The sequence below is a fragment of the Galactobacter valiniphilus genome (assembly GCF_003575975.1).
Taxonomy (GTDB): Bacteria; Actinomycetota; Actinomycetes; order Actinomycetales; family Micrococcaceae; genus Galactobacter; species Galactobacter valiniphilus.
In genome coordinates, this window is the sequence record NZ_QQXK01000004.1 from 1 (window position 1) to 17,479 (window position 17,479).

At 72.0% G+C, this 17,479-nt stretch carries 16 protein-coding genes; 3 read left to right on the top strand and 13 right to left on the bottom strand.

Annotated features, from left to right (window positions below; translation table 11 throughout):
* Positions 1–73: 73 nt before the first annotated feature.
* Entirely contained in the window at positions 74–691 is a 618-nt protein-coding gene (locus DWB68_RS02560) for an ArsR/SmtB family transcription factor (protein ID WP_199700359.1), read from the bottom strand.
* A 92-nt stretch (positions 692–783) separates the two neighbouring features.
* On the opposite strand from DWB68_RS02560, the gene DWB68_RS02565 reads away from it, so the two are divergent.
* Positions 784–2,289 (top strand): MFS transporter, encoded by a 1,506-nt coding sequence (locus DWB68_RS02565; protein ID WP_119423582.1) that lies wholly within the window; start codon positions 784–786, stop codon positions 2,287–2,289.
* A 9-nt stretch (positions 2,290–2,298) separates the two neighbouring features.
* Positions 2,299–3,300 (top strand): DUF2804 domain-containing protein, encoded by a 1,002-nt coding sequence (locus DWB68_RS02570; protein WP_119423583.1) that lies wholly within the window; start codon positions 2,299–2,301, stop codon positions 3,298–3,300.
* Here the strand turns inward: DWB68_RS02570 and DWB68_RS02575 are convergent.
* From DWB68_RS02575 to DWB68_RS02605, 7 genes are all read right to left on the bottom strand, one after another.
* Entirely contained in the window at positions 3,248–4,600 is a 1,353-nt protein-coding gene (locus DWB68_RS02575; RefSeq protein ID WP_119423584.1) for an MFS transporter, read from the bottom strand. The genes DWB68_RS02570 and DWB68_RS02575 overlap by 53 nt on opposite strands.
* A gap of 89 nt (positions 4,601–4,689) precedes the next feature.
* Positions 4,690–5,493 carry a carbon-nitrogen hydrolase family protein gene (locus DWB68_RS02580; RefSeq protein ID WP_119423585.1) on the bottom strand — a complete coding sequence of 268 codons (804 nt, stop codon included), beginning with the start codon at positions 5,491–5,493 and terminating at the stop codon, positions 4,690–4,692.
* Positions 5,494–5,750: 257 nt separating this feature from the next.
* Complete coding sequence (locus DWB68_RS02585) at positions 5,751–7,346, bottom strand: tetratricopeptide repeat protein (RefSeq protein WP_147391554.1); 1,596 nt, start codon at positions 7,344–7,346, stop codon at positions 5,751–5,753.
* A complete protein-coding gene (locus DWB68_RS02590; RefSeq protein ID WP_119423587.1) occupies positions 7,343–8,905 on the bottom strand; it encodes an ATP-binding protein in 1,563 nt (520 codons plus the stop codon). Before DWB68_RS02590 ends, DWB68_RS02585 begins: the two co-directional genes overlap by 4 nt.
* 268 nt (positions 8,906–9,173) lie before the next feature.
* Positions 9,174–10,469, bottom strand: a complete 1,296-nt coding sequence (locus DWB68_RS02595) for an adenylosuccinate synthase (RefSeq protein ID WP_119423588.1) — start codon at positions 10,467–10,469, stop codon at positions 9,174–9,176.
* Positions 10,470–10,915: 446 nt separating this feature from the next.
* On the bottom strand, positions 10,916–11,257 hold the full coding sequence (locus tag DWB68_RS02600) for a hypothetical protein (RefSeq protein WP_119423589.1): 342 nt from the start codon (positions 11,255–11,257) through the stop codon (positions 10,916–10,918).
* Between the two features lie 114 nt (positions 11,258–11,371).
* Positions 11,372–12,508, bottom strand: coding sequence for a Gfo/Idh/MocA family protein (locus DWB68_RS02605; protein ID WP_119423590.1), 1,137 nt, complete (start codon positions 12,506–12,508; stop codon positions 11,372–11,374).
* A gap of 64 nt (positions 12,509–12,572) precedes the next feature.
* Between DWB68_RS02605 and DWB68_RS02610 the strand changes: the two genes are divergently transcribed.
* Positions 12,573–13,097, top strand: a complete 525-nt coding sequence (locus tag DWB68_RS02610) for a TetR family transcriptional regulator (RefSeq protein ID WP_119423591.1) — start codon at positions 12,573–12,575, stop codon at positions 13,095–13,097.
* A gap of 139 nt (positions 13,098–13,236) precedes the next feature.
* On the opposite strand, the gene DWB68_RS16120 is transcribed toward DWB68_RS02610, so the two are convergent.
* From DWB68_RS16120 to DWB68_RS16125, 5 genes are all read right to left on the bottom strand, one after another.
* Complete coding sequence (locus DWB68_RS16120; RefSeq protein WP_158588181.1) at positions 13,237–13,851, bottom strand: hypothetical protein; 615 nt, start codon at positions 13,849–13,851, stop codon at positions 13,237–13,239.
* A 65-nt stretch (positions 13,852–13,916) separates the two neighbouring features.
* Positions 13,917–14,150, bottom strand: a complete 234-nt coding sequence (locus tag DWB68_RS02620) for a helix-turn-helix domain-containing protein (protein ID WP_119423593.1) — start codon at positions 14,148–14,150, stop codon at positions 13,917–13,919.
* Complete coding sequence (locus tag DWB68_RS02625) at positions 14,147–14,971, bottom strand: hypothetical protein (protein ID WP_147391555.1); 825 nt, start codon at positions 14,969–14,971, stop codon at positions 14,147–14,149. The genes DWB68_RS02620 and DWB68_RS02625 overlap by 4 nt, the downstream gene beginning before the upstream one ends.
* A 210-nt stretch (positions 14,972–15,181) precedes the next feature.
* Positions 15,182–15,805, bottom strand: coding sequence for a thymidine kinase (locus DWB68_RS02630; protein WP_119423595.1), 624 nt, complete (start codon positions 15,803–15,805; stop codon positions 15,182–15,184).
* A 103-nt stretch (positions 15,806–15,908) separates the two neighbouring features.
* Positions 15,909–17,318: a hypothetical protein gene (locus DWB68_RS16125; RefSeq protein ID WP_158588182.1), complete on the bottom strand. Its 1,410-nt coding sequence runs from the start codon at positions 17,316–17,318 to the stop codon at positions 15,909–15,911.
* Positions 17,319–17,479: the final 161 nt, after the last annotated feature.

Sequence of the window (17,479 nt, forward strand, 5' to 3'; positions counted from 1 at the left end):
TCGCCATCACCTACCGCGCCGGCGTCACCCTCTGCGCCATCCTCACCTGGCAACGCCTATTAGGAGACACGCCCTAGATTTCCTCGCTGGCCCCCAGCACCACGAAGTCCCAGCCGAGGGAGTCCTCCCGGTGTTCGTCGTCCTTATAGCTCGCGATCACCTTGTCGAGCTCGTCGATCATCTCGGCGAAGCGCTCGCGCGTGAGGTGCAGCGTGTAATCGGTGAGGGTTCCGCGCACCACGGGATCCTCGCCCGTCACGTAGTGCGGCACCCAGCCGGAGATGCGGCGCAGGATGTCGATGTGGTCGGAGACGACGCCGGCCAGCACGGCCTGCCCCAGCGCCGGATCCACCACGGGGGATTCGGGGGAGCCGATGGAACGGCCTCCGCGCACCGTCACCCAGACGCGGTCTCGGCGATCGCGGGCCAGGCTCGGGTCCTCGCGGATCAACCCGGCGTCGGCGAGCACGCGCAGGTGAAAGCTGAGTTTGTTGGCAGGAACGTCCAGGCGTTCGGCCAGGTCGGCCGCGCGGCCCGAGCGCGCGGCGGCGAGGGCGTTCATGATGCGGCGGCGCAGGGGGTTGGCGAGGGCCTTGAGCACCTCGGCCGACATGGTGGTGAAGCCGCGCTCCTCGTCGGAGGCCATGCGGGTGGCGCGCTCCTCGGCCGTCGGCCCCTCATTCTTGCTCACGCGTTCACCCTAGTCACCCCTCGGCACTCTTCCCCAGATTTCATTGCGCAATTTCTCTTGCGCAACTTTTATTGCGCTTCTATCCTCGATGCATGACCACCCGACAGGCCCCCGCGCCCGCAACGAGCACCCCGAGCACCCCTCGCCGCCGCGGGCTGGGCGCCGCCTACGGCTGGTGGCTCGCCTCGGACACCGCGAGCGCCCTCTCCACCTCGCTTGCGGGCTTCGCCGTCCCGCTCCTGGCGCTCGGCGTCACGGGCTCGCCGGCGCAGGCCGGCGTCATCGGCGCCGTGGGCCTCGCCGTCCGCGCGCTCGCGACGGCGGCGGGCGGGGTGCTCGCGGACCGCCACGATCGCCTCCGGCTCATGATCGCCGGCGGACTGATCGGCATCGTGCTCGCCGTCGCGTTCACGGTGCTCACCCTCGGCCCGGCCCTCGGTTTCGCGAGCCTCCTGGCCGTCAACGCGCTCCTCGCGGCCCGCAACGGCGCCTTCGGCACGGCCGCCTCCGCCGCCCTCAAGGACGTGGTTCCCGCCTCCGCGCTCGGGCGCGCCCAGGCCTCGAACCAGGGACGCGACGCCGTCATTGCCCTCGGCGGTGCGCCGCTCGGCGGGCTGCTCCTGGGCGCTGGCGGCTGGCTCGTCGGCGCCGTCATGATCCTGTGCCAGCTCGTCGCGACCATCGCGGCCGGGGCCCTGCGTGCCCTGCGCCGGCGCGCCGCCCTGCCCGACGACGCCGCGGGCCCTGCGCCCGAGTCGGCGGGCCCCGGCGTGCCGGCCGACGCCGCCGCCGGGCACGGCGACCCGACCCAGGCGGGCGTCACCCCGGCGACCCCCGCGGCAGGCAAGCCGGAAGCACCGGGCGAGCACGCGCCGTCGGGCAGTTCGAGCACTCCCCGGCGCTCGGCGCGGGCCGAGCTGGCCGAGGCCTTCGCCTGGCTGTGGCGGCGACCCGATCTGCGCGGCGCGCTGCTCGTGTGCACCATCGTCAACCTCGGCTTCAACGCGGTGGTGACCACGGTGATCTACTCCCTGCAGCAGGGCGGGACGCCACCGACCACCATCGGGCTGGTGTCCACGGGCATCGGGGCGGGCATGCTCGCCGGAGCCCTCGCCGCCCCCTTCCTCGTGGCCAAGGTGCCGGCCGGCCTGCTGACCGGCCTGGGGCTCGTCCTCGTCACGGCCTCCACCCTCGCGCTGCCGTGGGTCCACTCCCCCGCCGCCGTCGGGGCGGTCCTCGCCGCGGGCATGGCCGGCACCCCGGCGCTCAACGCCGCCCTCCTGGGGTACTTCATGGTGGCCACGCCGAGCCACCTCATGGGCCGCGCGACCTCCGTGCTTGACCTCTTCGCCACGGGCGCCATGCCGCTCGCCCCGCTCCTGGCCGGGCTGGGGCTGGCCCTCCTCGGCCGCGGGCCCACGCTGCTCATCGGCGCCGGCTTGTGTGCCGTGTCCGCCGCGCTGGCCCTCGGGACCCGGCAGTTGCGGCGGCTGCCTGCCGAGTCCGGCTGGGTCGCTCACGCCGCGGCCATCACGGCCTCCGCCGAGCCCGCGTCATCGACGCACCCGGCGGTGCGACCGCCCGCCGCCCAGCCCTAGAATCTCTCCATGCGCGAGATCACGTCCCCCACCGCCCTGGTCGCCCGCGGCGGGAACCTGATCCCCGAGGCCGTCGGCTTCTCGCGCCGCCCCCTGCACACCACGGACGAGCTGCCCTCCGGCGCGCTGCACGGCTACCGCACCAAGCGTTGGGACTACTGGGGCATCACGAGCCCCGAGCTCTTCCTCGGCCTCACCGTGGCCGACCTCGACTTCGGGTGCGTGCTGCAGCTCTACTGCCACGACCGCACCACGGGCGAGACCATCGTCGAGGAGACCACCAAGATCCCCACGCCGCGCGGGCGCATCGAGCTGCCCACGGGCCTGCCGCCGTTCTTTGTCCACGGCACGGTCGGGGACACCTCGATCCGCTTCGACGCTGCCGGCGAGAACCACACCATCCTGCGCGTGGAGACACCCCGCGTCTCCACCGTGCTGGAGGTGGACGCGCGCGGCGAGTCCCTCTCCGTAGTGGTGCCGTGGTCCCCCACGCGCTTCCAATACACGGTCAAGGGACCTGCGTTGCCGGTGAGCGGCATCGTCATGGTCGACGGGCGCGAGATCCGCCTGGACCACGACGCCTGGGCCACCCTGGACCGCGGCCGCGGCCGCTGGCGCTACAGCACCGACTGGAACTGGGCCGCCGGTTCCGGCGTGAACGCGGCGGGGCACCGCGTGGGACTCACGCTCGGAGCCAAGTGGACGGACGGCACGGGCTCCACTGAAAACGCGCTCGTCGTGGACGGCATGTTGGACGGCCCGCGGCCCGATGCCGCCTGGGAGTACTCCCTCTCCTCCCCCGACAAGCCCTGGCGCCTCCGCGGAAGCTGGATCGACGCCACCATCACCCCCGCGCACGTGCGCACCGCCTCCACGCAGGCCGTCGTTGCCGCCGGGACCACGGTGCAGGTCTTCGGCAGGTGGGCTGGCTCGGCCACGCTGAGCGACGGCCGGAGCGTCAGCTTGGACGGGCTGACGGGCTGGGCTGAGGATGCTCGGAATCGCTGGTGAGACACCCGGCGACCTGGCAATAGTCCCGCTGGACGGGCCGCCGCATCAGCGCGACGACCACCGCGGCGACCAACAGGCACATCGTCATGGTCGCTCCCAGCTGCCACATGGCGCCCGGCGCCGCGACCGCCGCGCGCTCCACCAGGGCGTTGCTCACGAGGCCCGAGAGCGCCCCGAGCCCGGTGGCCACCCCAACCCCCGTCCCGCGCTGCGCGGCGGCAAAGCTGCCGACCACAAACGCCGGCCGCGCGGCGGTGCCCAGGCCGTGGCCCACGCCAAGCAGCACCATCGCCGCGTAGACGGCGAGCAACGAGGCCGACTCCAAGAGATAGACGAAGGGCAGGGCGCACGCCGCGAGGAAGAGCTGGGAGAAGAGCAGCACCCGGCGCGCCCCCAGGCGATCGGCCACGGGCCCGGCCACGACCACCGTGCCCAGCCACACCGCGGCGCCGAAGCCGACGGCCAACTGCCCATCGACCCACCCGAGGCTGGCGTCCACCCCCTCCACGAACGTGGGGATGAACCCACCGAACATGATCACGGCCATCATCTTGCCGATCACCGTGAGCGTGGCGATGCCGACCACCTGGGCCCAACTCGTGCGCAGGACGTGGCTCAGGGGACGCCTGCATTCGTGCCCCTCCCGCCGCAGCCGCTCGAGGACCGTGGACTCGGGTGGCCACCCGCTGCGCAAGCTCCAGAGGGCCAAGGCCCCAAGCATGAGGGCAAGCAAGGAGGGTAGCCGGAAGCCCCACGCGGCGTAGGCCGGGCCCGGAACCACGGACTGGGCAACCCAGACGGCCCCCTGGCTCAGCAACAGCCCGGCGGGCACTCCCGCCTGGCACCACGCCCCGTCGGTGCAGCGACGCCCGTCGGGGGCCGACTCCACGACCCACACGATGAAAGAGGGCCAGATCGCCCCCACGGCCAGGCCCTGCAGGGCACGCACCGCCACCACCCCGAGCGGGGCCACCGCGCCCACGCTCTCGAAGGGAGGGAGGAACGCCACGAGCGTCGTCGCGGAGCCGGCCGCGACGGCCAGCAACGCCACGGGGCGACGCCCCCAGCGGTCAACGAGCCACCCTCCGACCCACCCTCCGACCGGCCGGAAGATCACCGTGACCCCCGCCGAGCTCAGGGCCACAGCCCAGGCCCAGGCGGGGTCGGAGCCGGGCAGGAAGATCTCACCCATCACCACCACGGTCGACGAGTACAAGACCACGTCGAACCACAGCAAGGTGACGGCCGCGAGGCCGTACCAGCGAGCGCCTCCCCCGCGCACATCAACGTGTCGCTCCATGCGTCCCCCCTGCAACGCGACCGGAGTTCTCGGTCGATGCCCAGTTTGCGCTCAGGAAGCCAACAAGTGAACGGGCAAAGGGGAGCGGATCAGCGCGCGCTGGGCTCCGGGACGCCGATGCGGCGGTTGGCGAGCACGGGCAGGAACTCGCGGACCTCGTCCACGCGCTGGCGGCTGATCTCCGCGGTGACCAGGCCCTCGGCCTCGTCCTCGAGGTACTCCACGGGCTGCGCCATGGGGTCGAGGATCGCTGAGTAGCCCACCGTGCGATCACCCGAGGTTCCGGCGGCGGCCACCCACACCGTGTTCTCGACGGCGCGGGCCTTCAGCAGGGTGCGCCAGTGCGCCACCTTGTGCTCGCCCTTGTACCAAGCGGCGCCGATGAGCAGCGCGTCGGCACCGGCCAGCGCCAGGTCGCGGGCGAGCTCGGGGAAGCGGATGTCGTAGCAGGTCATGAGACCGAAGGTCAGGCCGCCCAGCTCGAAGGTGCTGCGCTGATCCGTGGGGCCGGCCGTGATCTTCTCGGACTCCTTGAAGGAGAACGCGTCGAAGAGGTGGATCTTGCGGTAGGTCGCCACGATGGCACCCGTCGCGTCCACCGCGATCACGGTGTTGTACGGAGCGTCCTCGCCGTTGGCCTCGTAGCCGCCGGCGACCACGGCGATGCCATGGCCGGCCGCGATGAAGGAGAGACGCTGCACAAAGCGCGTCCAGTCCTTGGCGACGGCGGCGCGGAAGTCGCCCTCCACGCGCGTGATCGCGAGCATGGATTCCTCGGGGAAGAGCACCAGATCGGCGCCGTCGGCCTTCGCCTGGCCCGCCAGACGGTCGAGCGTCTCCAGGTTCTCAAAGACGTCCCCGGTCGGAGCGAACTGGCCAACACTGATCTTCATGGTGTTCCCCTTCTCTTGTGGCGCCCGCCGGGCGCCGCACGTTGCTCTCACTGTAGCCGCCCCGGCGCTGGCTCCGGCCTCCGAGTCCCTTCGCCTTCAGCGCATTCCGCGGGGGCGCCCAGACGGCGCCCACCCGGGGTGAGCCGGGGCACGACGGCGCGCGGGCGCCGTCGTGCCTTGGCGTGCGTGGGCGGGCCTTGCCTTGGCGTGCCGTGGCAGGGCCCGCCGAGCCCGGCGGGTCCGCCCTCCGGGGCGGCCTAACCGCCCGTGCCGGTGAGCGGCGGGACCACCACGCTCGGCATGGTCGGGACGCTGGGCAGCTCGATGCTCGGGACGCTGATGCGCGGGATCGTGGGGGTGGGCGTGGGCTGACGCTGCGTGTCGCGCGGACCGCCAGGGATCGCATCGGCGATGTTGCTCCAGCCCAGCACCATGGCGCCGAACGCCAGGAGAATGACGAGCGCCTGCCGGAAGAGCATCGCGAAGCCCACCCAGAAGAGGTTGAGGCTGCGGGCCTCCTCGCGCACCTCGTCTGGCGCGTTCTTGCTGCGCATCTGCTGAACACCCACGATCTTGGCCAGGGCGTCCGAGCCGGCGGCGACCACCGCCCCGGCCGCCGCCGCGACGGCGGCGAGGCCGAAGCCCTGCGGAAGCATGACCGCCGCGATCCCCAAGGGGAACATGCCAAGCGTGGTGGCCCAGCGTTCGTAGTGCAGGGCCTTGCCGATGCGGACCTCGCGCCAGGCGATGGTGCGCAGCCGCTCGGAGCCCCCAAATTCCTCGGCGTTGCGGTCCTTGGCGGCCGAACGCACGGCCAGCGCGCCGCCCGCCCAGGCCAGGGCCGTGCCGAGCGGCACCGAGACGAGGGCACCCACGACGAGCGCCGGGGTGCCGGGGATGAGCCCGGCGACCACGGCCGGCACCCACGCGCACACGGCGGCGACCAGTTGCAGGGCGCGGCCAACCCGCAGCCCTGGATGCCCAGCGAGGTACTCGTCCACGAGCTCGGCACCGGCCAGCTTGCGGGCCGAGCGGCGGTCGAGGCCAAGGAAAAGGAGCGTCGCGGCGAGCCCCACGCCACCCACGATCGCGGAGACCGGGCGGGGGAAGAGCAGCGCCACGGCGGCCAGGACCTGCGCCACGAGGATCGCGTAGCGGGAGCGCACCATGAGCAACTGCAGGCGGCGCAGCAACTCCTCCCTGGCCGCCTCATTGCGGGGATCGGCGGCGAGGGTGCCGCGCAGCAAGGCACCGGCCTCGGCCTGCGCGCCTCCGCCGTGGCCAAGCAACGTGACGTAGCGGGTGCGCAGCGCGGCATCCGCGGGGAAGCGCGTGAGCCCCTCCGCGGCGACGTCGAGCGCCTCCTGCTTGTGCCCGATCATCTCGAGCACCCACACACGGGTGGTGACCACCCTGCCGCCGTCCGCGCCGAGCCGCTCGGCCTCCTCGAGGGCGCGCAGCGCGGCCGGCGCCCCTGCCCTCCAATCCCCGGCCTCCACGAGAATGCGGGCCGCGAGCAGGTGGGCGTCGCCGTCGTGCGGGTCGAGGCTCAGCGAGCGGTTGATGTGCTCGAGCGCCTCGGCGGCCCGCTCCTCGCCCTGGCCCGCCTCGACGACGGCCAGGTTGTACCAATGGGCTGCCTGCGCCGGCTCCAGCCGGATGGCCTCCTGGAAGGCCTCCTCTGCCTGGGACAACCTGCCGCGACGCAGCTCCAGATTGCCGCGCTGCCGGTGCCACGTCGCCGAGGACGAGCCCTCCGCCACGGTGTCCATGAGGATGCGTTCGGCGGCGTCCAGTTGTCCCAGGCCGATGAGCGCGCTGACCTGGCGCAGCGAGTCCGCGAGCTCGCTCACGACCACCAGCCCTTGCGGCGACTCTTCTTCTGATCGCCGTCGTGGGCCTCGAGGTAGTCGCGCAGATCGTCGTAGCGGCCGCCGTCCGCCGCGAAGCGCACCACATTGCGGGCCGAGGCGAGCCACTCGGCCGTGGAGGGGCGCACCTCCGCCATGGCCTCGGCGAGGTGGTTCATGCCGATGGGCAGCACCTGCCCGGCCTGGATGGAATCCATCATGACCTTCTCCGAGGCGGTCGTGACGAGGTGCTCCAGGTCGGCGCCGGAGAAGCCCTCGGTGCCGCCCACGAGCGTCTCCAGGTGGATGCCGGCCACGGGGCGGGAGGCGAGCTGGCGGCGCATGATGGCCCCGCGCGCGGCCGGGTCCGGCGGGGAGACCAGCACCGAACGGTCGAGGCGGCCCGGGCGCATGACGGCCTCGTCCAGGTCCCACGGGTGGTTGGTGGCGGCCAGGATGTAGAGGCCGTCGTTGTTGCCGGACATGGAGTCCATCTCCAGCAGCAGCTGGTTCACGGTGGAGCGCAGCCAGGACGAGGAACCCGACATGCTCGAGCGCTTCAGCGCCAGGGCGTCGATCTCGTCGAGGAAGAGCACCGTGGGGCTCTTCCTGGCGCTGGTCCGGGCCTCCTGGAAGACGGCGTGGATGTTCTTCTCCGTCTGGCCGTGGACGCCGTCCACCACATCCGTGATGACCACGGACATGAAGTCGGCCTCGAGCTCGCCGGCCACGGCGCGCGCCATGAAGGTCTTGCCGCAGCCGGGCGGCCCGTAGAGCAGCAGACCGCCGCGCAGGGATTTCTTGAACGCCTGCGCGATCGCCGCGTTGCGCATGGGCTGGATGAAGGACTCGTTGAGCCGGGCCTTCACGTTCTCCAGGCCGCCCACGTCCTCGAAGGTGACGCGCGGCAACGGGGGCTCGAGCGGGGCCACGCCCTCCTCGCCGCCGTCGCCGACCGTGTGCTCGATGAAGGGCGGGGGCACGTCGCTGCCGAGGTCCTGCTCGGCCTGAGACCAGTCGTAATCGGCCGCCGCGGAGGGCTCGGCGGGAACCGCCGGCTCGGCCGGCTCGGCCGGTAGCGCCTGGGCGGCGGCGTCCGGTGCGGGAGCGGCGGGGCCTTCCTGCCCGACGCCGCTCGGCGGGGCGGCGTTCATGACATCGCCCGGGGCGGGCGGCGGGGCCCATTCATCGACGAAGGCCGCCTGCTCAGGCGCGGCCTCGGGGGCCGGCGGGGCGGGCCACGCGGGCGTCACCGGCACCTGCCCGGTGGCCGGCTCGTCCGGGGCGACGGGCTCGACCTGGGCGGTCTGCGCGGCTGGCTCGTCCGGGGCGGTCGGCGCGACTGGCTCTGCCGGCGCTGCGGCGGCCTGCGCCACCCCGGTCAGGATCGTCATGGCCCTGGCGTTCCCCGGCTGCGTCGTGAGCACCGTGGCGGCCTCGGTCACCGCCTCGGAGCGCAGCCCGGCGGCGGCCAGCAGCTCGGCCAGGGCGAGGCGCAACTCGGCGTTGTTCGGGTCCGCGGCCACGGCGGCCCGGACCGCCGCGATGGCGGCGTCGTTCATGATGCATTCCCCCTCGGATCGACCCCTGACGGCGTCAGGTCAAGCGTAGCCCGGCGGCCCGACGCCGACCCTCGAGAGCGCCGTCGGACGGCACCCAGCCGGTCGGACCGACCGCCCCTCCCCGCCCGCCGGAGCCGGGCCCGCACCACACTCTCCCGGCCCTCCCGCCCGCCGGCGCCCTGAGCCGGGAACGGCAAACGCCGCGGCCGCCCCCACAAGGGGACGGCCGCGGCGTCGTGCATCAAGGCCGCGTCAAGCGGCTCAAGCGTCAGACCACGGGGCCGATCAGATCGTGGATCTGGATCGTCTGATCGCGGTCCGGGCCCACGCCGATCGCGGAGAAGCGGCAGCCCGACATGGCCTCGAGGGCCAGGACGTACTTGCGCGCGTTCTCGGGCAGATCCTCTAGCGTCTTAGCGCCGGAGATGTCCTCGGTCCAGCCGTCGAAGTACTCGAAGATCGGCTTGGCGTGGTGGAAGTCGGACTGGGTCATGGGGACCTCGTCGTGGCGGACGCCGTCCACGTCGTAGGCCACGCAGACCGGGATCTGCTCGATGCCCGTGAGCACGTCCAGCTTGGTGACGAAGTAGTCGGTGAAGCCGTTGACGCGCGCGGCGTAGCGGGCCAGCACGGCGTCGTACCAGCCGGTGCGGCGCGGGCGGCCGGTGTTGACACCGAACTCGCCGCCGACGGTGCGCAGCTGCTCGCCCATCTCGTCGAAGAGCTCGGTCGGGAACGGGCCGGCACCCACGCGGGTGGTGTAGGCCTTGATGATGCCGATGGAGCGCTGGATGCGTGTGGGGCCGATGCCGGCACCCACCGAGGCGCCGCCGGCGGTCGGGTTGGAGGACGTCACGAACGGGTAGGTGCCGTGGTCGACGTCGAGGAAGGTGGCCTGGCCGCCCTCCATGAGGACCACCTTGCCCTCGTCCAGCGCGTTGTTCAGGACCAGCTCGGAGTCGATCATCATGGGGCGCAGGCGCTCGGCGAACTGCAGGAAGTACTCCACGATCTCGTCCACCGTGACGGCGCGACGGTTGTAGATCTTCACAAGCAGCTCGTTCTTCTGGCGAAGCGCACCCTCCACCTTCTGGCGCAGGATGGACTCGTCGAAGATGTCCTGGACGCGGATGCCGAGGCGGCCGACCTTGTCCATGTAGGTGGGGCCGATGCCGCGGCCCGTGGTGCCGATGGCGCGCTTGCCGAGGAAGCGCTCGGAGACCTTGTCCATGGTCTGGTGGTACGGCGCAACGAGGTGGGCGTTGGCCGAGACGCGCAGGCGCGAGGTGTCGGCGCCGCGGGACTCGAGCGCGTCCATCTCCTCGAAGAGGGCCTCGAGGTTGATGACGCAGCCGTTGCCAAGGATCGGGATGGTGTTCTCGGAGAGGATGCCGGCCGGGATGAGCTTGAGCTCGTACTTCTCCCCGCCCACGACCACGGTGTGGCCGGCGTTGTTGCCGCCGTTCGGCTTGACCACGTAGTCAACGCGGCCGCCCAACAGGTCGGTGGCCTTGCCCTTGCCCTCGTCGCCCCACTGGGCGCCGACGATGACGATCGCTGGCATCGGGTTCTCCCCTCCGTGTGCCGCGTTGCGCGGCGGTTTCCGGCTCCGTGCCGGGGCCCGGTTGCCCGGACACAGGAACGCCTCCCACATCGCGCGCTCTTCGAGTTGAGGCGGCGGGTGCAAGAGGCTCTTGCGATCAAAGTTTACCCGCCGGAGGGAGAAACGCTAAAGGCTGTGTCGTCGCGGGGCACCGGGAGACCCCGGGGCGCGGTCCTCTCCGGCGCTTTGAGGCCGGTTTCGCGCAATGAGGCGGGTATTTCGCGCCTCAAAGCTGTGGATCCAACGTACGACGGCGGCCGGGCGGGTCGGGCGGTGGGCGACCCGCGGCGCGGGGCCGGGTTCGGTGTGGAGCCGGGTGGGACCCAGCCCGCTCCCCATCTGGTCCGATTCTCGGCTCGTGGCGGCCACGCCCGCGGACCGACTGGTCAGTACGTGGACAAGAGGGGCTAGGACTCCGACGCGAGGCGCAGGGCGTCCTCCGCGAGCGCGGCCCAGTGGGCGTCGCCGCCCTCCGGGATGAGCACCCAGTCCTTGAAGGGGCGGCCCTTGCCGGAGGGGTCGAAGAGTTGGGCACCGGGCAGGGCCAGCGCCGCCTCGATCTCCGGGGTGTCGCGGCGCAGCTTCACTGCAAACTCGTTACCGGAGAGGCAGGCCAGCGCCTTGCCTCCCAAGGTCAGGGCGCGGGTGCCGAACATGGCACCCTCCACCACCCCCGCCCCGGCCAGCTCGGCCTTGAGCGCGTCGAAGGCCGCGAGCGACTCGGGCGTGGTCGGCGACTTTTCACGCATGACTTCGTCCCTTCGTTGATCGATGTGGATCGCGCCGTGACCACTCCACGCGCTTCCTTCATCTCCACTGAGATCCCCGCGTGGAGATGAAGGAAACGCGTGGAGCGAGGGAGCTCAGGCCGTGGGCGCGGTCAGCGCACCGTCGGCGGCGGCCGAGCGCTGCACGGCGTCCAGCACGGCCTGCACCTGGGCGGCATCGGCGAAGGAGGGCCGAGGCTGCTCCCCCGCCGCCACGGCGCGCACGAAGTCCACGGCCTGGTGGCTGAAGGCGTGCTCGTAGCCGAGCGCGTGGCCCGGCGGCCACCAGGCCGCGTAGGGGTGGCCTGGTTGGCTGACGTCGATGCGCGCGAAACCGGCCCGCTCGCCGTCGGCCACCCGGTAGAGCTCCACGAAGTTGGAGTCCGTGAGGTCGAACGCGATGGCGCCCTCCGTGCCGGAGAGCTCAACGCGCAGCGCGTTCTTGCGGCCCGTGGCGTAGCGCGTGGCCTCGAAGGCACCGAGCACCCCGCCGCTCAGGCGCGACGAGAAGACGGCGGCGTCGTCGACGTCCACCTCACCGCGCCCGCCGTCCGGCAGGGGGCGCGCGTCGACGAACGTGGAGGTGAGCGCGGAGACGCCCTCGATCGTGTGCCCGGAGACCCACTGCGCGGCGTCGATGATGTGCGAGCCGATGTCGCCGAGGGCGCCCGAGCCGGCCAGCTCGGAGGCGAGCCGCCAGACCCACGGGGCCTCGGGGTCGGCGAGCCAGTCCTGCAGGTACTGAGCGCGCACCTGCCAGAGCCGGCCGAGGAAGCCCTCCTCCACCAGCTGGCGGGCGTAGGACAGGGCCGGCGTGCGGCGGTAGCTGAAGCCGCACATCGCCAGGGCGCCGCTGGCCGCGTGGGCCTCCTCCGCCGCCCGCGCCATGGCCGTCGCCTCGGCGAGCGTGTTGGCGAGCGGCTTCTCGCACAGGACGTGCTTGCCCGCCTGGAGCGCGGCAATGGCGATCTCCGCGTGGGTGTCGCCGGGCGTGCAGATGTCGATGACGTCGATGTCCTCGCGCGCGATCGCCTCGCGCCAATCCGTGGAGATCTCCGGGATGCCCCAGGTGTCCGCGAACTCCTGGGCCTTGAAGCCCTCCCGGCCCACGGCGAGCACCACCTCGGGCTTGAGCGGGAGGTCGAAGAAGGCGGGCGCCGTGCGCCAGGCGTGGGCGTGGGCGCGGCCCATGAAGGCGTGGCCGATGATCGCGATCCGCAGCGGGGTGGTCATGACCCCCAGCGTGCCGCAGTCACGGCGGCGAGCGGAAGGGGGAAGCGCCGATAGGGTGGGGAGCATGGCCCTTTCGCGCGACACCGTGGTGGAGACCGCCACGCGCATCCTGCGCGAATACGGGCTCGGCGACCTCACGATGCGCCGGCTCGCGCGCGAGCTCGGCGTGCAGCCCGGCGCCCTCTATTGGCACGTCGCCAGCAAGCAGGACCTGCTCGTGGCCGTCACCGAGGCCTTGATGGACACGCTTCCGGTGCACGACGACGCGGTGGGCCTGGGCGATTGGCTCGCCTCCACACTGCTTCCGGTGCCGGACGCCGCGGACGTGGTCCGCGTGGCGCTGGCCTGGCGCCCCGAGGTCGTCAGCGCGCTGGCTGCCTTCGAGGAGCTCGCCGGTGCGGCCGGCGTGGGCGCGGGCGTTGCGGCCCGCCAGGCGTGGGCGCGCGGCGCGCTGGACCTCGTGCTCGGCGCGGTCGCCGACCATCAGGAGGGCGCGCGGGCCGCCGCGGCCCGCGAAACGGAACCGCCCGCCGTCGAGCATGCGCTGGAGCGCGTGCGCGAGGCGATGGAGCGCTGGGCGCGGGCGTAGCCGTCCGGAGCTGCGCACGCACGCACCCGGCTCACACCCCCACGAAAAACCGAGCCCTCCTGGACTTTCCGCGTCCTCGAGGACGCGGTTTGTTCAGGAGGGCTCGGTTTTCCGCCGCGCCGGAGGAACCGGCGGGCCGCTACTCGACGCCGACCGCGGCGGCCAGTTCGTTGGCGAAGGCCACCAAGGTCTCGAGCGGGATCTCGCTCGAGGTGGAGCTGAGGTTGATGACCCCGTCCTTGGTATCCACGTAACAGACGATGCTGTCGGTCGCTCCGGTTCCACCGCACCAACCGGTGCCGGCCCGGGTCTTGTCCTTCTTGATGTACTCCACCAGGCTCGCCAGCGGCGAGGAGAGCGGCGCACCCACCCCGATCATCTTGTGGTTGGCGTCCTTGTAGAGGACGGCCGGGCCGCTGCCGGCGTCGGCCGTGAAGCCCATGACTGTGGCGGGCAGGGACTTGGCGGCGCCGGACTTCATGACCTTGCCCTCCGCTGCGGGCTTGGCGTTCGAGCTGGCCGCTGCCGCGGAGCTCGACGCCTCCGTGGACGCCGAGGTCGGGGCCGCGGACGTCGTCTCGGCGGCCGGCGTGGAGGTGGTAGCTGAGCTCGCCGCGGTGGTGGCGGGAGCTGCCGCACTGCTCGGGGCCGAGGATGGGGTCGAGCTCACGCCTGGAGCGGTGCCGCCGCCGCAGGCGCTCAGGCCCAAGGCGGCGATCGCCAGGGCGGGCAGGAACAGGGCGTTCTTTTTCATCTTTCCCCCAAAAAAATGACTGTGCTTTGATTCGCCCGCGCAGAGTATCGCCACCGTTTCGAGCATCACGCCAGAACGAGTAGTTCACCGATCTCGCAGTCCAGCGCACGGCAGATCGCCACGAGGGTGGAAAAGCGGATGGCCTTGGCGCGGTCGTTCTTCAGGACCGAGAGGTTCACGATCGAGACCCCCACGGCGGCGCTGAGCTCCGTGACCGTCATGCCCCGCTCGGACAGCAGTTCGGTCAGGCGGCAGTGGACGCCGGAGAGGTCCTCCTCGAGGGGTTCGGCCGGGCTCACACCAAGCCCTCCACGTCCTTGGCCGGGCGCGCCTTGTCCGCGGCCAGCTTCACGCCGGCGTTGAGCAGTTCGACGACCACGATGATCACGATCGCCACCCAGAGCGGAGTGAAAGCAATCTCCCCTCCCCCGAAGTGGGGCCCGTCCGGGAGCGGCATCGCCTGCGTGCCCTCCGTCTCGACATCGACTTCGTCAGGCTCGCGCACTTCCGGCGCAGCGTTCGGATCGACCCGCCACCAGGGAAGCGCCGCGTTACCCGCCTGGGCCTGGGCCATGAATTGAAGGAGTCCCCCGCCAAACCCGGCCACCAACACAATGATGGCGGTCCACCACGCCCGGCGGCGCAGCGTCGAGTTGAACGGATCCTCGACCAGCAGGTCGGTGCAGGCGCGGTGCACGAGCAACGCCACAGCAACGCAGGCGATGGCGATGAGCAGGTCACCGCTCGCAAGCAGGAGACGCGTCCCCCAACCGACGCCCTGCACAAAGATGTCCGCCTTGCTCATGCTCCCGCTGACGAGCGTCATCCCGTCATTGCTAGGCGCAGGCTCCGCAATGGGGCCCGCCGGCACCTGCGGCCAGTACGTACCAACGGGCACGTCATCAAATTCGACGGCATCGCTCATCAACACGCCGATAAGGCGCAGGAGGCCGCCGATCGAAAAGACCACGATGGCCGCCCAGGCCCAAAATCGCGCGAGGGCGACCGGAGTCGAACGAGGAAGAGACGCCGCGTCCTCAGGCACTCGACGCCGATCGACCATCTTCACGAACAATCCACTCACCACGGCCGCCACCAGCACGGCAGCTGCCACGGTCATCCAACTGAGCACCTTCACCGTCGCCCCACTTATCGTTCATCGTTAATATCGACGAACGATAAGGTAGCGGTCAGTCTGGCACGGCGGCAAGGGGCCGTCCGAAATCGAGGCGAGCTGCGTCGTCGTTCAGTGGAGCTCCGCGAAAACGGCCAAAAAGCCCGCCGAAAGCGCGGAGTTTGTCCGAAATCGAAGGCTCGCCGTGACCAGGCCTCAGCCCAGCCGGCCGCCGGACTCCTCCAGGTAGCAGGACGCGCAGAGCGACTCGTAGGAGACGTCCTCGCCGTCGATGGCGACCTGATCGCCGTCGAACACGATCTTGCCGTCCACCCGGCGCGTGTTGAACACGGCCTTGCGCCCGCAGCGGCAGATGGTCTTGAGCTCCTCGAGCGTGTGCGCCACCTCGAGCAGGCGCTGGGCGCCGGGGAACGCGTGCGTCAGGAAGTCGGTGCGGATGCCGTAGGCCAGCACCGGGACGTTATCCAGGACGGCGATGCGCAGCAGGTCGTCCACCTGCTCCGGGGAGAGGAACTGCGCCTCGTCCACGAGCAGGCAGGCCACGGGCGGCACATCCACGTGGGGCACCAGCGCCTCGGGCGCGTCGCCGCGCGAGGCCTGCGCGAAGAGCTCGCGCACGTTCCCGTCGGCCGGGATGACGAGGTCGACCGCGCGGGTCACGCCGAGGCGCGAGACGATCGAGGTGTCCCCCTTCGTATCCACGCCGGGCTTGGCCAGCAGTACGCGCTGGCCGCGCTCCTCGTAGTTGAACGCCGCCTGCAGCAGACCCGTCGACTTGCCGGAGTTCATGGCTCCGTAGCGGAAGTACAGCTTAGCCAAGGCGGGCCTTTCACGTGGGTGGTGCGGGGGCGCGGATCAGTCTAGTCGGCACGGGCGACGGCCCCGGGAGTCGAAACCCCCGGGGCCGTCGCCACCAGCTGGATCAGTAGCGCACGCGGCGCGCGGCGACCGTCGCGAGGCCGCCGGCCAGGAGCGCCAGGACGCCGAGGCCCGCGGCGCCGAAGTCATCGAAGCCCGTCTCCGCGAGGCCCTGCGTTGAGGCCGGCTTCGCCGCGGGAGCGGCCTTGGCCACCTCGGCCGCCTTGCTCGGCACCCGCTTGGCCGGCTTGGCGGGGGCAGGCTTGGCGGGCTTGCTCACCGAGACCGGCTTGGCGGGCTTGCCCGGCGTGGAGCCCTCGTCCGTGCCGCTCTCCTCGTCCAGCGCATCGGAGATGGAGCGGGCGAAGTCGGCCGCGGTCTCGGCGTCGGCACCGAACGTGGCGCGGTACCAAGCGGCCAGCTCGGCGCGCGAGCCGCCGCTGAGGTACGCCTCGATGGCTGCGCCGTACTTGTCGGTGGTGTCCTCGCCGAAGAGCAAGTCGAGGAACATCAGCGCGTCGTCGGAGAGGAAGAAGGACACCGCCTCCTCCTTGCTCTGGATCCCATTCATGGCGTCGTCGATCACGGCGAGCATGACCAGATCGTCGTCGCTCAGCGAGGCGAGGTGCTTGGGGTCGCTCTTGGGGAAGCGATCCTTCAGGTCCGCCAGGTACTCCTCGCGCAACGCCGGGTCGATCGTGGCGCCACTGGTCTCGGTCGGGGCCTGGGTCGACTCGGTGGAGGCGGCGTCGTCCGGGACCTGGACGGCGGCGGGGGCCGCGAGCGAGCGGGCGGCCAGCGGGCTCAGCGCGGCGAAGGGATCGACCTCGGGGGTCGCTTCTAGGGCACCCTCGGCCGGGGCGGCGGGCGCGGAGGCGTCGGTCTCCGGCCCAGCGGACGACGACGCGTCGGCGGACGAAACGCCGGAGGCGTCGGCTTCCGGGGCGGCCGGGGTCGCGGACGAGGCGGCGCCCTCGGTGCCTTCGGCACCGGCGGCGGGCTGCTCGGGAGCGGGGGCCTCCTCGCCCGACGGGGCGCCGGCGGACGGGGCGCCGGAGGCGTCGGTTTCGGGGGCGGCCGGGGTCTCAGCGGCCGGCTCCTCGACTGACACCTCAGCCGGGGTTTCGGCGGCGGGCGCAGACGGCACGGCGGGCGCCTCCACCGCGGGGGCGGGGGACTCCGCGGCCGGGGTGTCGGCCGGAACGTCGGCCGGAGCAGGTGCGGCTGGCGCCACGCTCGCGACGGCAGCGGCGGGGGTCGAGGGCGCAGCGGGTGCGGCATCGACGGCGGGCGCCGCCGGAGCCGAAACCGGAGCTTCGGGAGCCGCCGCGGGAGCGGAAGGGGAGGCCACCGCGGGAGGCGCCGCCGCGTCGTCGTCGGCCATCGCCGCGGCCGCGGGGGCCAGCGTCAGCGCGGCCCCCAAGGCCGCTGCGGAGGTGACGGAAAGGGCTCGACGGGTGACAGGGCGGGACATGGTGCTCCTCGGCAACGGCGCGGCGTGTATGTAGCTCTCATCGTTCCAGAGAAACGCCCTCTCACAGGGCTCAAAACACCATTCGTCACCGGGCCGTTATGCGCCGCGCCAAGATAACCCACCGACCGCCGCGCACCGGGCACCAGGGAAGGGCAACCCTC